The sequence below is a fragment of the Streptomyces sp. NPDC099050 genome, assembly GCF_044759865.1.
GTDB lineage: Bacteria > Actinomycetota > Actinomycetes > Streptomycetales > Streptomycetaceae > Streptomyces.
Window position 1 is genome coordinate 120,968 of the sequence record NZ_JBIWAE010000009.1, and the last position, 14,621, is coordinate 135,588.

Sequence of the window (14,621 nt, forward strand, 5' to 3'; positions counted from 1 at the left end):
TACGCCCCACAACCATTGCCCTAGGCAGGAGCGCACATGGCCGACGACACCGGCGCACGGCTGGCAGCCGTACCCGAACCAACCCCGTCCCCCGAGAACGGCACCGACGGCTACCTGGAGCGCCGCACCCTGCGCCGCGGCAGCGCCGGCTGGCTGCTGCTGACCGGTCTCGGCGTCGCGTACGTGGTCTCCGGCGACTTCTCCGGCTGGAACATCGGCCTCGCCCAGGGCGGGTTCGGCGGCCTCGCCATCGCCACCGTCCTGATGGGCGCGATGTACGCGTGCCTGGTCTACTCCCTCGCCGAGCTGTCGGCGATCCTGCCCACCGCGGGCGGCGGTTACGGATTCGCCCGCCGGGCGCTCGGCACCTGGGGCGGCTTCCTCACCGGCACCGCGATCCTCATCGAGTACATCCTCGCCCCGGCCGCCATCGCCATCTTCATCGGCGACTACGTGGAGTCCCTCGAGCTCTTCGGTCTCACCTCGGGCTGGCCGGTCTACCTCGCCTGCTTCGTCGTCTTCATAGGCATCCACCTGTGGGGCGTGGGCGAAGCCCTGAGCTTCTCGCTCGTCGTCACCGCCATCGCCGTGATCGCGCTGGTCGTCTTCGCCGTCGGCGCCTTCACCCAGTTCGACCCCGCCAACCTCGACAACATCGCCGTCGACACCACCGCCGCCGGCGCGAGCTCCTGGCTGCCGCTGGGCATCCTGGGCATCTGGGCCGCCTTCCCCTTCGGCATGTGGTTCTTCCTCGGGGTCGAGGGCGTGCCGCTGGCCGCCGAGGAGGCCAAGGACCCGGTCCGCTCGGTACCGCGCGCCCTGTCCATCTCCATGGGCATCCTGGTGCTGCTCGCCCTGGTCACCTTCCTCGCCTCCACCGGTGCGCGCGGAGCCGACGCCATCAAGGACGCGGGCAACCCGCTGGTCGTCGCCCTGGAGGGCGACCCGGGCCTCTCCTGGCTGAAGACCTTCGTCAACTACGCGGGGCTGGCCGGGCTGGTGGCCTCCTTCTTCTCCCTCATCTACGCCGGTTCCCGCCAGCTGTTCGCCCTCTCCCGGGCCGGCTACCTCCCGCGCTTCCTGTCCCTGACCTCCAAGCGCAAGGCCCCGTACCTGGGCCTGCTCATCCCCGGCGCCATCGGCTTCGCCCTCGCCGCCGCCACCGGCAACGGCCCGCGCATGCTGAACATGGCGGTCTTCGGCGCGACCATCTCGTACGCCCTCATGGCCCTCTCCCACATCGTGCTGCGGCGCCGCGAGCCCGGCCTGGAGCGCCCGTACCGCACGCCCGGCGGCATCGTGACCTCCTCGGTGGCCTTCGTCCTCGCCCTCTCGGCCCTGGTCGCCACCTTCCTGGTGGACAAGGACGCGGCATTCATCGCCCTGGCCGTGTACGCCGTCGCCCTCGCCTACTTCGCGTTCTACAGTCGCCACCACCTGGTGGCCTCCGCTCCGGAGGAGGAGTTCGCGGCGCTGGCGGAAGCCGAGGCCGAACTCTCCCGCGACTGATCCACCCTTCCCCTCCCGGAGGTACTCCCTTGCCCAGGCCGCTCATCGGCATCACCACCTACGTCGAGCGATCCACCCGCTACGGGGTGTGGGACGTCCCGACCGCCCTCATCCCCACCGGGTACTACGGGCTCGTCCAGGCCTCGGGCGGCACCGCCGTCCTGCTCCCGCCGGACGAACCGGAGGCGGCGTCGGAGGTGCTGAGCCGGCTGGACGGCCTGGTCGTCGCGGGCGGCCCGGACGTGGACCCGGTCCGGTACGGGGCTCCGCGCGATCCCCGCACCGGACCGGCGGCGACCCAGCGCGACACGTGGGAGCTCTCCCTGATCTCCGCGGCCCTGGCCTCGGGCAAGCCGCTGCTCGGCATCTGCCGGGGCATGCAGGCCCTGAACGTGGCCCTGGGCGGCACCCTCACCCAGCACATCGACGGCCACGTACTGAGCCCCGGCGTGGTCTCCTGGCACCCGGTCAGCCCGGTCCCCGGCACCCTGTACGCGGCCCTGGTCCCCGAGGAGTCGGAAGTCCCGACCTACCACCACCAGGCCGTGGACCGCCTGGGCCGCGGCCTGATCGCCTCCTCCCACGCGGCCGACGGCACGGTGGAGTCCATCGAACTCCCCGCCCCCGCCCCCTGGACCCTGGGCGTCCAATGGCACCCGGAACTGGACAAGGACACCCGAGTGATGTCAGCCCTCATCACAGCGTCAGCCGGCTAGGCCCCGGGGGCGCAGCCCTGGGGGCGGCTTGAGCATTTCAGCCGTCCGGCGTTTGAGGACCGGGGTCTGGGGCGGAGCCCCAGGGGGCCCGGGCGCAGCCCGTGAGCCCTCCCAGCCCCGCCGGCGGTTGAGGCGCGGGTCCGGGCGGAGCCCCGGACCCCTGGGCGCAGGGCCCAAGCCGGGGCCCACCCCGGACCAGCCCCGGGCCCGCCGTAGCGCCGGCCCCGCGTCGGCGGCAGGTCGGCGCAGGCCAGGCCCCGCGTCAGCGGCGGGTCAGCGAGAGCAGGTCCCGCGCCGGCCCCGCGGGCTTCGCCCCCGCCGGCCACACCGCGCGGAGCTCCCGCTCCAGCCCCGCCCCGAGCACCGGCACGGACACCAGCCTCCGCCCCGCCATCTCGTCCCCGACCGCCAGTTCCGACAGCACGCACGGCCCGGCCCCGCTCACCGCCGCCGCCTTCACCGCGGTGGTGGAGGCCAGTTCCAGCAGCGGCTCCGCCAGCCCCCCGCACCCGGCCAGCGCCGCGTCCAGGACCTGCCGGGTCCCCGACCCCCGCTCCCGCAGGATCAGCGGCGTCGCCGCCAGCTCCGCCGGCTCCACCCCGCGCGAGCGCCGCGCCCACGGGTGCCCGGGGGCCACCGCCACCACGAGGCGGTCCCGCGCGATGACCACCGAGTCCAGTCCCTCCGGCACGCGCAGCCCCTCCACGAACCCGAGGTCGGCCTCGTGCGCGAGCACCCGCTCCGCCACCACCGCGGAGTTCCCCGCGTGCAGCGACACCGCCGTGTCCGGCCGCTGCCCGCGCAGCGCGATCAGCCAGCCGGGCAGCAGGTACTCCGCGATGGTCATGCTGGCCGCGACCCGCAGCCGGGAGTCGCGGCGGCCCCGTAGCGCCTGCGCGCCCGCGTCGAAGGCCTCGGCCGCCTCCACCACCCGCCGGGCCCAGTCCGTGACCAGCGCGCCCTCCGCGGTCAGCGTCGACCCGCGCGGGGAGCGGTCCACGAGGGCGACCCCGAGCCGGGTCTCCATCGCCCGGATCCGGCTGCTGGCGGCGGGCTGGGTGATCCCGAGCCGCCGCGCGGCGGCGCTCAGGCTGCCCACGCGGGCGACCGCGAGCAGCAGTTCCATGGCCCCCAGGTCCGGGACCCGGTGCGCCAGCGGAAGCTGCCCCTCGACCCACTCCTCATTACCGTGCGCATTACCCATAACTTCAGTTTATGCCCTCATAGGACCAGGCCCTCTGCCGTCCGGCCCCGTCCGGCGGGACGCTGGACGCATGGCCACCACCCTCGTACGACCCGCTCCCACCACCCCCGGGACCCCCGCCGCCACCACCGCGGCCCCCACCGCCGCAACCCACAAGGTCCCCTCCCTGCGGCACCTCGGCCCGAACTGGTACGCCTCCGTCATGGGCACGGCGATCATCGCCAATGCCGGCGCGACCCTCCCGTACCAGCTGCCCGGCCAGCGCGTGGTCTGCCAGATCTTCTGGGTGCTGGCCGCCACCGCCCTCGCGGTCCTGCTGACCGCCCGCGCCGGCCACTGGCTCCACCACCGCGACCAGGCCCGCGCCCACCTCCTGGACCCCGCCGTGGCCCCCTTCTACGGCTGTCTCTCGATGGCCCTGCTGGCCGTCGGCGGTGGCGCGCTCATCGTCGGCAAGGACCTCATCGGGGTCCCCGCCGCCGTGGCCGTGGACACGGTCCTGTTCACCGCCGGCACCGCGATAGGCCTCCTCGCGGCCGTCGCCGTCCCCTACCTGATGGTGGTGCGCCACAAGGTCGAGGCCCACCAGGCCACCCCCGTCTGGCTGCTCCCGGTGGTCGCCCCCATGGTCTCCGCCGCGCTCGGCCCCCTGCTCATCCCCCATCTGCCCGCCGGCCAGGCCCGCGAGGCCATGCTGCTCGGCTGCTACGCGATGTTCGGCCTCAGCCTGCTCGCCACCCTGCTGCTGCTCCCCCTGATCTTCGGCCGGCTGATCGTCCGCGGCCCCCTCCCCCTGGTCCTCACCCCGACCCTGTTCCTGGTCCTGGGCCCCCTCGGCCAGTCCACCACCGCGGTGAACTCCCTCGCGGACATGGCTCCCCTGTCACTGGCCGGCCAGTCGATGGCAGGCCAGTACTCCGGCGCCTTCTCCGCCTTCGCGGTCGTCTACGGGGTTCCCGTGATGGGATTCGCCCTGCTGTGGCTGACGCTGGCCGCCGCGATGCTGGTGCGGGCCGCCCGCGACGGCATGGGGTTCGCCATGACCTGGTGGGCGCTGACCTTCCCCGTCGGCACCTGCGTCACCGGAGCCGCCGGACTGGCCCGGCACACCGGCCTCACCGCCTTCTCCTGGCTGGCCGCGGCCCTCTTCCTGGCCCTGCTGACCGCCTGGCTCCTGGCCGCCGCGAACACCCTGCGCGGCCTGCGCTCCGGCCGCCTGCTGGCCGCGCCCCGCTAGGGCCTGTCGTCACACTCCCGCCCGCCGCGCGACGGCCGCCCTTCTGGCGACGGCGGGAGCGTGACGACAGACCCTAGGCCGGGGCCCGCAGGGCAGCCGCCAAAGCCGCCGGTGCCTCCACCAGGGACGGGCCGTACCAGGTCAGGTGGCGGCCGTCGACGAACGCCGCCGGAATGCCGGGGAAGGCCTCGGGCCCGTCGCCGGCCGTGAAGCGGTACGGCTCGTCCGGGAACACCACGAGCTCGCAGCCGGCGGCGGCCAGCTCGGCCGCCGGGATCCCGGGGTAGCGCTCCGCGTGTCCGGCGTAGGCGTTGCGCACGCCGAGGCGGGCGAGCAGGTCCCCGGCGAAGGTGTCGCGGCCCAGCACCATCCAGGGCCGGCGCCAGACCGGCACGAAGGCCGTCCTCGGCGGTCCGGCCGGCTCCGCGCGGGCCCACGCCGCCTCCGCGTCCGCCAGCCACCCGGGCCGCTTCAGCCCCATGGCCCCCACGAGCACCCGGTCCAGTTCGGTGAAGGCCTGTGGGAGGTCCCGTACCTCGGTGACCAGCACCTCCAGCCCGGCCTCCCGCAGCGCCGTCAGGTCCGCGGCCCGGTTCTCCTCCTCGTTGGCGAGGACCAGATCCGGGCGCAGCTCCGCGATCGCCCGTACGTCGGGGTTCTTCGTCCCCCCGACGCGCGCCGCGTCCCCCAGGTCGGCCGGATGCGTGCACCAGTCGGTCACCCCGGCCAGCGCCCCGGGCGCGCTCACGGCCACCGCCTCGGTCAGGGACGGCACCAGCGAGACGACCCGCATGCCCGGCATCCGGTCAGCGGCCCGGCGAGGGCGGCTCGGAGGTCGCGTGGATGTGTTCGCCGACCGCGACGATCAGGATCCGGGTGTCCTCGGTGACGGCCCGCCAGCGGTGGCGCACCCCGCCGGACAGGAACAGCGCGTCGCCGTTCTCCAGCCGGTACGCCCGCCCCTCGGCCTCCACCTGGCAGGCGCCCGAGACCACGTACATCAGCTCGTCGTTGCGGTGCTGGTACTCGCGGCCCGCGTCCTGGTCCCCGGTGAACTCCAGCGCGTGCAGCTGGTGGTGCCCGCGCACCAGGGGCCGTACGCCCGGGACGGGGGTCAGCGCGGAATCGTCGCCGGCCCGTACGAGGTCCACGGTGCGCGCGGTGTCGGAAGCGGCCAGCAGATCGACGGCCGTGGTCTCCAGCGCGTCGGCGACCCGCTCCAGGGACCGCATGCTGGGCCGGGCCCGCTCGTTCTCTATCTGGCTCAGGAAGGGGACCGACAGCCCGCTGCGCGCGGACACCGCCGCGAGGGTCAGCTGCAGGGCCCGGCGTCTCTTGCGCACGGCCACGCCCACCCGCAGCGGTTCCTTGGACTCCTTGTCCCGATCCCGCTCCTTGTCGTCCGCGCCGGTCGTCGCTCCGCGTCCGCTCTTGCCGTCGGTGCCGTCCCTGTCGTCCATGGCGGGGCTGCCCTCCCCTTGTCCCGGTCGGTCCGTCGCACGTCGCACATCGCACAGCGCACGTCGGTGTGCTGTAAGCACCTTACGCAGCAACCGGCCCCGGTTTCGCGCTCACGAGCAGAGCAGGCCTCGCCCGCGCCACTTTCCGTTTGCCCCCGGTGCATCATCGTGACCGTGACGACGACACGACGCCTGATGCTCCTGGACACCGCTTCCCTCTACTACCGCGCCTACTTCGGCGTGCCCGATTCCGTGAAGGCCCCCGACGGCACTCCGGTCAACGCCGTCCGCGGCCTGCTCGACTTCATCGGCCGCCTCGTGCAGGACCACCGCCCCGACGACCTGGTCGCCTGCATGGACGCCGACTGGCGTCCCCACTGGCGGGTGGAACTGATCCCGTCCTACAAGGCCCACCGGGTCGCGCAGGAGACTTCGAGCGGCCCCGACGTCGAGGAGACCCCGGACACCCTGGCCCCGCAGGTCCCGATCATCGAGGCGGCCCTGGACGCCTTCGGCATCGCCCGGGTGGGGGTCGCCGGGTACGAGGCCGATGACGTGATCGGCACCCTGACCGGCCGCGCCACCGGCCCGGTGGACATCGTCACGGGGGACCGCGACCTGTACCAGCTGGTCGACGACGCCAAGCAGCGCCGGGTGCTGTACCCGCTGAAGGGCGTGGGCACCCTCCAGGTGACCGACGAGGCCTGGCTCCGTGAGAAGTACGGGGTGGACGGCCCCGGATACGCCGACCTGGCGCTGCTGCGCGGGGACCCGAGCGACGGGCTGCCGGGCGTTCCCGGCATCGGCGAGAAGACGGCGGCGAAGCTGCTGGACGCGTACGGGGACCTGGCCGGAATCATCGCGGCGATCGAGGACCCGAAGTCGAAGCTGACCCCCACCCAGCGCAAGCGGCTGGACGAATCGAGGCCGTATCTAGCGGTTGCCCCCAAGGTGGTCCAGGTCGCCTCGGACGTCCCGCTTCCCTCGTTCGACCCGGCGCTCCCGGCCGTTCCCGCGCAGCCGGATCTGGTCGCGGCGCTCGCGAAGAGGTGGGGCCTGGGTGGAGCCGTGGAACGTCTGGGCAGCGCGCTCCGCGTCTGAGGTGCTAACTTAGGTAATCCTAAGCTTCACCGGAGTCAGGGTCGGAAAGTCAGGGAGACGTCGTGGCAGAGGGACGAGCCCGCAAGGTCGGCACCGCAGTGGTCGTGCGGACCGAGCGGTTGAGTCCGCACATGGTGCGGATCGTGCTGGGCGGTGCGGGTCTGGCCGGATTCGGCGCGGGCAGGTACACGGACCACTACGTGAAACTGCTCTTCGCACCGGCCGGAGTCACCTACACGACCCCCTGGGACCTGGACCGGATCAAGGCGGTCCACCCCCGTGAGGAGTGGCCGCGCCAGCGCGCGTACACGGTGCGCGCCTGGGACCCGGCCCGTCTGGAACTGACCCTCGACTTCGTGGTCCACGGCGACGAGGGCCTGGCCGGCCCCTGGGCCGCCCGCGTCCAGCCGGGTGAACTCGTACGCTTCCTCGGCCCGGGCGGGGCCTACGCCCCGGACCCGGTCGCCGGCTGGCACCTGCTCGTCGGGGACGAGAGCGCGCTGCCGGCGATCGCCGCGGCGATGGAGCGGATGCCCGCCGGGGCGCGGGTGCACGCGCTGGTGGAGGTCCGGGGCCCGCACGACGAGCTCAAGATCGCCACCCCCGACGGCACCGTCCCGGTCTGGATCCACCGCGGCTCCCGCCCGATCGGGGAGGCGCTGACCGAGTCCGTCCAGGCCCTGGCCTTCCCCTCCTCCGACGTACACGCGTTCGTGCACGGCGAGGCCGGCTTCGTCAGATCCCTGCGCCGGCACCTGCGCGTCGAGCGCGGCATCCCCCGCGAGCGCCTGTCCATCTCCGGCTACTGGCGTCTGGGCGAGACGGACGAGGGCTGGCGCGCGATCAAGCGCGACTGGAACGCGGACGTCGAAGCCGAGCAGGAACGCCCCCTGGCAGCCGCCGCGTCCTGACCCGGCGACGGAGGGACCCCCGGGAGACCCCCGGGACCCCGAAACCCCCGGCCGGCATGCCCCGCGGGGCATGGACCCGCCCGGAGCCGGGCCCGGGCCGACGCGAAATCCCGCAGGGATCCGACCCGGGCGCGGCAGGGCGGCAGGGCGGCACGAGGTCTCCGGGGAACCCGGCGGGGATTGCGGCACCGGTCCGGGGCACGGCCGTCCCGCAGGGACCCCGGCCGAACCCCCGCGCCCGGCGGCGAGCCAACGAGCCGCAGCGCGGGATCACCCGTTCGGCGGCACAATGGGCCCATGCGTACGCTCCGCGCATTCACGGCAGCCGGAGCAGCCGCCCTCCTGGCCTCGGCCGGGACCGCGACCGCCGCGCCGAGCCCGCCGCCCGCGCCCACCGCCCAGCTCACCGACGCCCAGGTCGACACGGCCGTGCGGAGTCTCGACACCACCGTCGCCGAGATGATGCGCCGCACCGGGGTTCCCGGCGTGTCCGTCGCCGTGGTCCACGACGACGAAGTGGTCTACCTCAAGGGCTTCGGCCTGCGCCGCGTCGGCGACCCGGCCGCGGTGGACCCCGACACCGTGTTCCAGATCGCCTCGCTCTCCAAGCCGGTCTCCTCGACCGTCGTCGCCGGGGCCCTGAAGGACCCGGCCGACTTCGACCGGCGCGCACAGCTCCCCGGCTTCGCCCTCAAGGACCCCTGGGTGACCTCCCACGTCACCACCGCCGACCTGCTCTCCCACCGCAGCGGTCTGCCCGACCACGCCGGTGATCTCCTCGAGGACCTCGGCTACGACCAGGCGTACATCCTCGACCACCTGCGCCTGGCACCCCTGACCCCCTTCCGCGCGAGCTACGCCTACACCAACTTCGGGTTCACCGCCGCCGCCGAGGCCATCGCCCGCTCCCACGGCGTGACCTGGCAGAAGCTCAGCGCCGACACCCTCTTCAAGCCCGCCGGCATGACGCACACCAGCACCGGGTTCCAGGCCTACGTCGACGCCCCCAACCGCGCCGCCACCCACGTCAAGGCGGTGCCCGACGGCAAGACGGGCGACGGCACCTGGAGCCCCCGCCTCGTCCGCGATCCGGACGCCCAGGCCCCCGCCGGCGGAGTGAGCAGCACCGCCCGCGACATGTCCCGCTGGCTGCGGCTCCAGCTCTCCGGCGGCACCCTCGACGGTAAGCGGATCATCCCCGCCGACACCCTCGCCCGCACCCACCTCCCCGAGATCGTGTCGCAGCCGCCCGCCTCCCCCACCGGCCGCACCGGGTTCTACGGGCTGGGCTGGAACGTCAGCTACGACGACGCGGGCCGCCTGCGCCTGAGCCACTCCGGCGCCTTCGAACTGGGCGCCAACACCAGCGTCGGCATGCTCCCGCTGGAAGAGCTCGGCATCGTCGTCCTCACCAACGGCGCCCCCGTCGGCCTCCCCGACGCCATCGCCGCCGACTTCTTCGACACCGCCGAACACGGCAGGGCCACCACCGACTGGCTGGCCCTGACCGGCGCCCTCTACGCCCGGATCAACGCGGAGGGCCGCTCCCCCACCGACTACGCCCACCCGCCCACCGGGGCGAAGCCGGCCGGGCAGGACTCCACCTACACCGGCACCTACGACAACCCCTACTACGGCAAGGCGACCGTGGCGGCCACGACCGGGGGCGAGCTGACCCTGTCGCTCGGCCCGGAGCCGATGGTCTTCCCCCTCACCCACTACGACGGGGACACCTTCAGCTACGAGACCGCCGGGGAGAACGCGGTCGGCCGCACCGGGGTGTTCTTCTCCCCCGCCGACCGCACGCTCCGCATCGAGCACCTGGACGCCGACCACATGGGAACCTTCACCCGCGACTAGCGGCATAGCCTGTACCCGGTGAAGCGCAGATCCCACATCCCCGACGCGCCCCTGCCCCAGGTCTCCGGCATCGACCCGGTCCGCATGCGGCTGCCCCCCGACCCGGACGGGACCTGGCCGGACCTCGGCTCCTACCTCACGGCACGCTACGAGGGCACGCGCGGCGCCGAGTCCATGGCGCGCCTGCTGCGGGACGGCCGGGTGCTGGGCCCCGGCGGCCGGGTGCTGCGGCCGCAGGACCCGTACGAGCCCGGCGGCTTCCTGTGGTTCCACCGGGACATGCCGCCCGAGCCCGTGGTGCCCTTCCCCATCGGGGTCGTCTACCGCGACGAGCACCTGCTGGTGGCCGACAAGCCGCACTTCCTGGCCACCACCCCGCGCGGCAGCCACGTCTTCCAGACGGCCCTGGCCCGCCTGCGGGTGGAGCTCGGCCTGCCCGCACTGAGCCCCGCGCACCGGCTGGACCGGATGACCGCCGGGCTGGTCCTGTTCAGCATCCGCCCCGAGGACCGGGGCGCCTACCAGCTGATGTTCCAGGAGCGGCGGATCCGCAAGGAGTACGAGGCGCTCGCGCCCCACGACCCGGCGGTGGAGTTCCCCCGGACCCTGCGCAGCCACATCGAGAAGGTCCGCGGGGTGATGGCGGCGACGGAGGTCGCGGGCGCCGAGCCCAACGCCGAGACCCTGGCCGAACTCCTCGCGGTCAAGGGGGACACCGGGCGCTACCGGCTGACCCCGCACACCGGACGCACCCACCAGCTGCGGGTCCACATGAACAGCCTGGGCCTGCCGATCCTGGGCGACCCGGTCTATCCGGTGGTCCGCGATCCGGCGCCCGACGACTACCGGCGTCCGCTCCAGCTCCTGGCCCGCACCGTGGAGTTCACCGACCCCGTCACCGGGATCGCGCACCGCATCGAGAGCGCCCGCACCCTGGAGGCCTGGGAGGACCGGCCCGGCTGGGAAACGGGATCCGGGAACCCCTCCTGAGGCACCCGGCCTAGCGGGCGACGTCCGCGATCCGCAGCGCCGCGTCGGCGGTGGCCTCCGCGAAGGCGGCCACCGGGCGCCCCGGATCGGAGCGGTGGATCAGCATCACGCCTTCAATGAGCCCGAAGACCAGGTCGTTGCGGAGCACCAATCCGGCCCGGTCACCGGCGAGTTCGGCTCCGACGCGGGTACCGTCGAGCAACTCCCGGTAAATGTCCTTGAGTTCCTGTCGCATCCGGCGGAAGCGGGTGAAGCGCGCCCCGGAGACCTCCGGCAACAGGTAGAGCGCGCCCAGGTTGTACGGCCCGCCGCACAGCAGCATCACGTCCGAACGGCACTGCTCCCAGAGCCGGCGGTCGGCGGGCCGGTCCGCTTCCCCGGCCAGCCGGCGGGCCAGTTCCAGGGAGGGTGCGACCGTGGACTCCAGGAGTTCGGCGAGGAGTTCCTCCTTGCCGGCGAAGTAGTGGTACATCGTGGCCTGGCGCATTCCCGCCCGTTCGGCCACGGCCCGCGTGGTCGTCGCCGCGTACCCCTTCACCGTGAACAATTCGGCCGCCGCGTAGAGGAGTTCCTCCCGCGGCGGCCGCCCGGTCGCCGGTCTCAGCTGATCGGCGCGTGGCCGACCGACCCGTCTCGGCCCGTCATCCGTTCCACCAGTCATGGCCCGATTTTCCCACGGGACACACCGAATCGATCATGGCAAGAGGTGAGATCCGGCCAGGACTGCTTCTGGAGGAACCTACAAATACCGCTACCCCACCGAGCTGTAGGCCACCACACCACGCAGCAGCGCGTCCACCGCCTTGCGGGCATTTCGGGCCACCGTGCTCCCGCCTTCCGAGGAAGGCGGCGCCGAAGAAGAAGGCGCCGCGGCGGCCACCTGCCCCAGCACGTCGATGACCTGCTTGCACCAGCGCACGAAGTCACCCGCCGGCATCTCCGCCTCGCGCAGCACCTCGTCCAGGCTCTTGTCGGAGGCCCACTGGTACACCGCCCACGCGAAGCCGAGGTCCGGCTCGCGCTGGCCCACGCCCTCCGCCTGGTTGATGCCGTGCTCCTCCTCCAGCGCGTCGAGCCGGCCCCAGATGTGGACCATCTCGCCGAGCGCGGCCTTCGCCGCGCCGCCCGGCACCTTCGGCGCGACCGCGTCGTCGGACTGCCGCGCCTCGAAGACCAGCGCCGAGATGCAGGCGGCCAGTTCGGCCGGGCTCAGCCCCTCCCAGACACCGGCCCGCAGGCACTCCGACGCCAGCAGGTCGAGCTCTCCGTAGAGCCGCGCGAGCCGCCGCCCGTGCGGGGTCACCTCGTCCTCGCGCAGATAGTCCAGATCCGTCAGCAGCGCGTGGATCCGGTCGAAGGTGCGGGCGATGGTGTTCGTCCGCCCCTCGATGCGCTGCTCCAGCTGCCGCGTGTCCCGCTGCAGCCGGTGGTAGCGCTCCGCCCAGCGGGCGTGGTCCTCGCGCTCGTCGCAGCCGTGGCACGGGTGCGCCCGCAGAGCCGTGCGCAGCCGCGTGATCTCCCGGTCGTCGGCCGCGGCCGCCCGCCCGCCCCGGTGCCGATCCACCGTGATGTGCCCGGCCTTGCTCCGCAGCTGGGACGCCAGGTCCCGACGGGACTGCGGGGAACGGGCGTTGAACGTCTTGGGGATCCGCATCCGCTCGATGGCCTCGACCGGAACCGGGAAGTCGATCCCGGCGAGCCGCTTGACCTGCCGCTCCACGGTGAGCACCAGCGGGCGCGGGCCCTCGGTGTACTCGTGCCCGCGGTGCCCGTTGGACCGCCCGGCCGGCACCCCCGGATCCAGCACCAGCGCCAGCCCGGCGAACTTGCCCGTCGGCACGTGGATGATGTCGCCCGGCTTCAGCTTCTCCAGCGAGGTGGCCGCCTGCGCCCGCCGCTGGGCGGCGCCCTGCTTGGCCAGGTCGTTCTCACGGTCCTTGAGGTCGCGGCGCAGCCGCGCGTACTCCTCGAAGTCCCCCAGGTGGCAGGTCATGCCCTCCCGGTAGCCGTCCAGGCCCTCCTCGTTGCGCTGCACCTGCCGGGAGATCCCGACGACCGAGCGGTCGGCCTGGAACTGCGCGAAGGAGGTCTCCAGCAGCTCGCGCGAACGGTGCCGCCCGAACTGCTGGACCAGGTTGACGGCCATGTTGTACGAGGGCTTGAAGCTGGAGCGCAGCGGATACGTACGGGTACCCGCGAGCCCGGCCAGGCCCGCCGGGTCCATCCCCCGCTGCCACAGCACCACCGCGTGGCCCTCGACGTCGATGCCGCGCCGCCCGGCCCGCCCCGTCAGCTGCGTGTACTCACCGGGGGTGATGTCGGCGTGCTGCTCGCCGTTCCACTTGACGAGCTTCTCCAGGATGACCGTGCGCGCCGGCATGTTGATGCCCAGCGCCAGGGTCTCGGTGGCGAAGACGGCCTTCACCAGACCCCGTACGAACAGTTCCTCGACGACCTCCTTGAAGGTGGGCAGCATGCCCGCGTGGTGCGCGGCGATGCCCCGCTCCAGGCCTTCGAGCCATTCGTAGTAGCCCAGGACGTGCAGGTCCTCGGTGGGGATGGACGCCGTCCGCTCCTCCACGATCTCGCGCACTGATCGGCGCGCGGTGTCGTCGTTGAGCCGCAGCCCCGCGTACAGGCACTGCTGGACGGCGGCCTCGCAGCCGGCCCGGCTGAAGATGAAGTTGATGGCGGGCAGCAGCCCGTCGCCGTCCAGCCGGGCGATGACCTCGGGACGCGAAGGGGTCCAGATCCGGCCGCGGGAGCGCCGCTCGCGCTCGCGGTCGGCCTCGCGGACCATCTTTCCGCGCCGCCGGTCCTTCGGGCTGTACCGGCTGCTGTTCTCCTCGCGCGCCATCCGCAGCAGGTCGGGGTTGACCTCGCGGCGCGCGGAGCCGCGGCCGCCGTGGTCGGACCCCTCCTCGAACAGGTCGTAGATCCGCCGGCCGGCCATGACGTGCTGCCACAGCGGTACGGGCCGCTCCTCGGAAACGATGACCTGGGTGTCGCCGCGCACGGTGTCGAGCCAGTCGCCGAACTCCTCGGCGTTGGAGACGGTGGCGGAGAGCGAGACCAGGGTCACCGACTCGGGGAGGTGGATGATGACTTCCTCCCAGACGGCTCCGCGGAACCGGTCGGAGAGGTAGTGCACCTCGTCCATCACCACGTAGCCCAGACCGTTCAGCGCCTGCGAGCCCGCGTACAGCATGTTGCGGAGCACCTCGGTGGTCATGACGACCACCGGAGCATTGGCGTTGACGCTGTTGTCACCGGTGAGCAGGCCGACCTTGTCGGCGCCGTAGCGCTTGGCGAGGTCGGCGTACTTCTGGTTCGACAGGGCCTTGATGGGTGTGGTGTAGAAGCACTTGCGGCCCTGCTGGAGCGCCAGGTGCACGGCGAACTCGCCGACGATGGTCTTGCCCGAGCCGGTCGGCGCGGCGACGAGGACGCCCTTGCCGGCCTCCAGTGCCTTGCAGGCCTCGATCTGGTAGGGATCCAGGTCGAATTCGTACATCTCGCGGAAGGGCGCCAGGGCCATCTTCTCTTCGGCGGCGCGGATCCGGGCAGCGGCGTACCGCTCGGCGGGAGAAAGTTCTTCGGTCATCTTGTCTTCGAGCCTACCCGCCACCCCTG

12 protein-coding genes are annotated in these 14,621 nt (G+C 73.1%); 7 read left to right on the forward strand and 5 right to left on the reverse strand.

Annotation, left to right across the window (positions count from 1 at the left end; genetic code table 11):
• The first annotated feature begins 36 nt into the window (after positions 1–36).
• Together eat and ACIQV3_RS17525 are read left to right on the forward strand one after the other, a co-directional pair.
• Complete coding sequence (gene eat, locus ACIQV3_RS17520) at positions 37–1,509, forward strand: ethanolamine permease (protein WP_403713270.1); 1,473 nt, start codon at positions 37–39, stop codon at positions 1,507–1,509.
• Positions 1,510–1,538: 29 nt separating this feature from the next.
• Positions 1,539–2,225, forward strand: coding sequence for a gamma-glutamyl-gamma-aminobutyrate hydrolase family protein (locus ACIQV3_RS17525; protein ID WP_403713271.1), 687 nt, complete (start codon positions 1,539–1,541; stop codon positions 2,223–2,225).
• Between the two features lie 262 nt (positions 2,226–2,487).
• On the opposite strand, the gene ACIQV3_RS17530 is transcribed toward ACIQV3_RS17525, so the two are convergent.
• The gene (locus ACIQV3_RS17530) at positions 2,488–3,429 is read right to left on the reverse strand and encodes a LysR family transcriptional regulator (protein ID WP_403713272.1); all 942 of its coding nucleotides are present in this window, start codon (positions 3,427–3,429) and stop codon (positions 2,488–2,490) included.
• Positions 3,430–3,499: 70 nt separating this feature from the next.
• Here ACIQV3_RS17530 and ACIQV3_RS17535 point away from each other — a divergent pair, with 70 nt between their 5' ends.
• Positions 3,500–4,666 carry a TDT family transporter gene (locus ACIQV3_RS17535; RefSeq protein WP_403713273.1) on the forward strand — a complete coding sequence of 389 codons (1,167 nt, stop codon included), beginning with the start codon at positions 3,500–3,502 and terminating at the stop codon, positions 4,664–4,666.
• A 73-nt stretch (positions 4,667–4,739) separates the two neighbouring features.
• Here the strand turns inward: ACIQV3_RS17535 and ACIQV3_RS17540 are convergent, their stop codons facing one another.
• The gene (locus ACIQV3_RS17540) at positions 4,740–5,459 is read right to left on the reverse strand and encodes a helical backbone metal receptor (protein WP_403713426.1); all 720 of its coding nucleotides are present in this window, start codon (positions 5,457–5,459) and stop codon (positions 4,740–4,742) included.
• Between the two features lie 13 nt (positions 5,460–5,472).
• Positions 5,473–6,126, reverse strand: coding sequence for a helix-turn-helix domain-containing protein (locus ACIQV3_RS17545; RefSeq protein ID WP_403713274.1), 654 nt, complete (start codon positions 6,124–6,126; stop codon positions 5,473–5,475).
• A 195-nt stretch (positions 6,127–6,321) separates the two neighbouring features.
• On the opposite strand from ACIQV3_RS17545, the gene ACIQV3_RS17550 reads away from it, so the two are divergent.
• From ACIQV3_RS17550 to ACIQV3_RS17565, 4 genes are all read left to right on the forward strand, one after another.
• On the forward strand, positions 6,322–7,227 hold the full coding sequence (locus tag ACIQV3_RS17550) for a 5'-3' exonuclease H3TH domain-containing protein (protein WP_403713427.1): 906 nt from the start codon (positions 6,322–6,324) through the stop codon (positions 7,225–7,227).
• 62 nt (positions 7,228–7,289) lie between these two features.
• The gene (locus ACIQV3_RS17555) at positions 7,290–8,138 is read left to right on the forward strand and encodes a siderophore-interacting protein (RefSeq protein ID WP_403713276.1); all 849 of its coding nucleotides are present in this window, start codon (positions 7,290–7,292) and stop codon (positions 8,136–8,138) included.
• A 297-nt stretch (positions 8,139–8,435) separates the two neighbouring features.
• A complete protein-coding gene (locus tag ACIQV3_RS17560) occupies positions 8,436–9,998 on the forward strand; it encodes a serine hydrolase (protein WP_403713277.1) in 1,563 nt (520 codons plus the stop codon).
• Between the two features lie 18 nt (positions 9,999–10,016).
• A complete protein-coding gene (locus ACIQV3_RS17565; RefSeq protein WP_403713278.1) occupies positions 10,017–10,988 on the forward strand; it encodes an RluA family pseudouridine synthase in 972 nt (323 codons plus the stop codon).
• Between the two features lie 10 nt (positions 10,989–10,998).
• Here ACIQV3_RS17565 and ACIQV3_RS17570 read toward each other — a convergent pair whose 3' ends face one another.
• Together ACIQV3_RS17570 and ACIQV3_RS17575 are read right to left on the reverse strand one after the other, a co-directional pair.
• Positions 10,999–11,649, reverse strand: coding sequence for a helix-turn-helix domain-containing protein (locus tag ACIQV3_RS17570; protein ID WP_403713279.1), 651 nt, complete (start codon positions 11,647–11,649; stop codon positions 10,999–11,001).
• Between the two features lie 90 nt (positions 11,650–11,739).
• Positions 11,740–14,592, reverse strand: a complete 2,853-nt coding sequence (locus ACIQV3_RS17575) for a DEAD/DEAH box helicase (protein WP_403713280.1) — start codon at positions 14,590–14,592, stop codon at positions 11,740–11,742.
• Positions 14,593–14,621: the final 29 nt, after the last annotated feature.

Bases quoted from the DNA above. Each gene is read 5' to 3' on its own strand.
- eat (WP_403713270.1), top strand. From the start codon at position 37: ATGGCCGACGACACCGGCGCACGGCTGGCAGCCGTACCCGAACCAACC.
- ACIQV3_RS17530 (WP_403713272.1), bottom strand. From the start codon at position 3,429: ATGGGTAATGCGCACGGTAATGAGGAGTGGGTCGAGGGGCAGCTTCCG.
- ACIQV3_RS17535 (WP_403713273.1), top strand. From the start codon at position 3,500: ATGGCCACCACCCTCGTACGACCCGCTCCCACCACCCCCGGGACCCCC.
- ACIQV3_RS17540 (WP_403713426.1), bottom strand. From the start codon at position 5,459: ATGCGGGTCGTCTCGCTGGTGCCGTCCCTGACCGAGGCGGTGGCCGTG.
- ACIQV3_RS17545 (WP_403713274.1), bottom strand. From the start codon at position 6,126: ATGGACGACAGGGACGGCACCGACGGCAAGAGCGGACGCGGAGCGACG.
- ACIQV3_RS17550 (WP_403713427.1), top strand. From the start codon at position 6,322: ATGCTCCTGGACACCGCTTCCCTCTACTACCGCGCCTACTTCGGCGTG.
- ACIQV3_RS17560 (WP_403713277.1), top strand. From the start codon at position 8,436: ATGCGTACGCTCCGCGCATTCACGGCAGCCGGAGCAGCCGCCCTCCTG.
- ACIQV3_RS17570 (WP_403713279.1), bottom strand. From the start codon at position 11,649: ATGACTGGTGGAACGGATGACGGGCCGAGACGGGTCGGTCGGCCACGC.
- ACIQV3_RS17575 (WP_403713280.1), bottom strand. From the start codon at position 14,592: ATGACCGAAGAACTTTCTCCCGCCGAGCGGTACGCCGCTGCCCGGATC.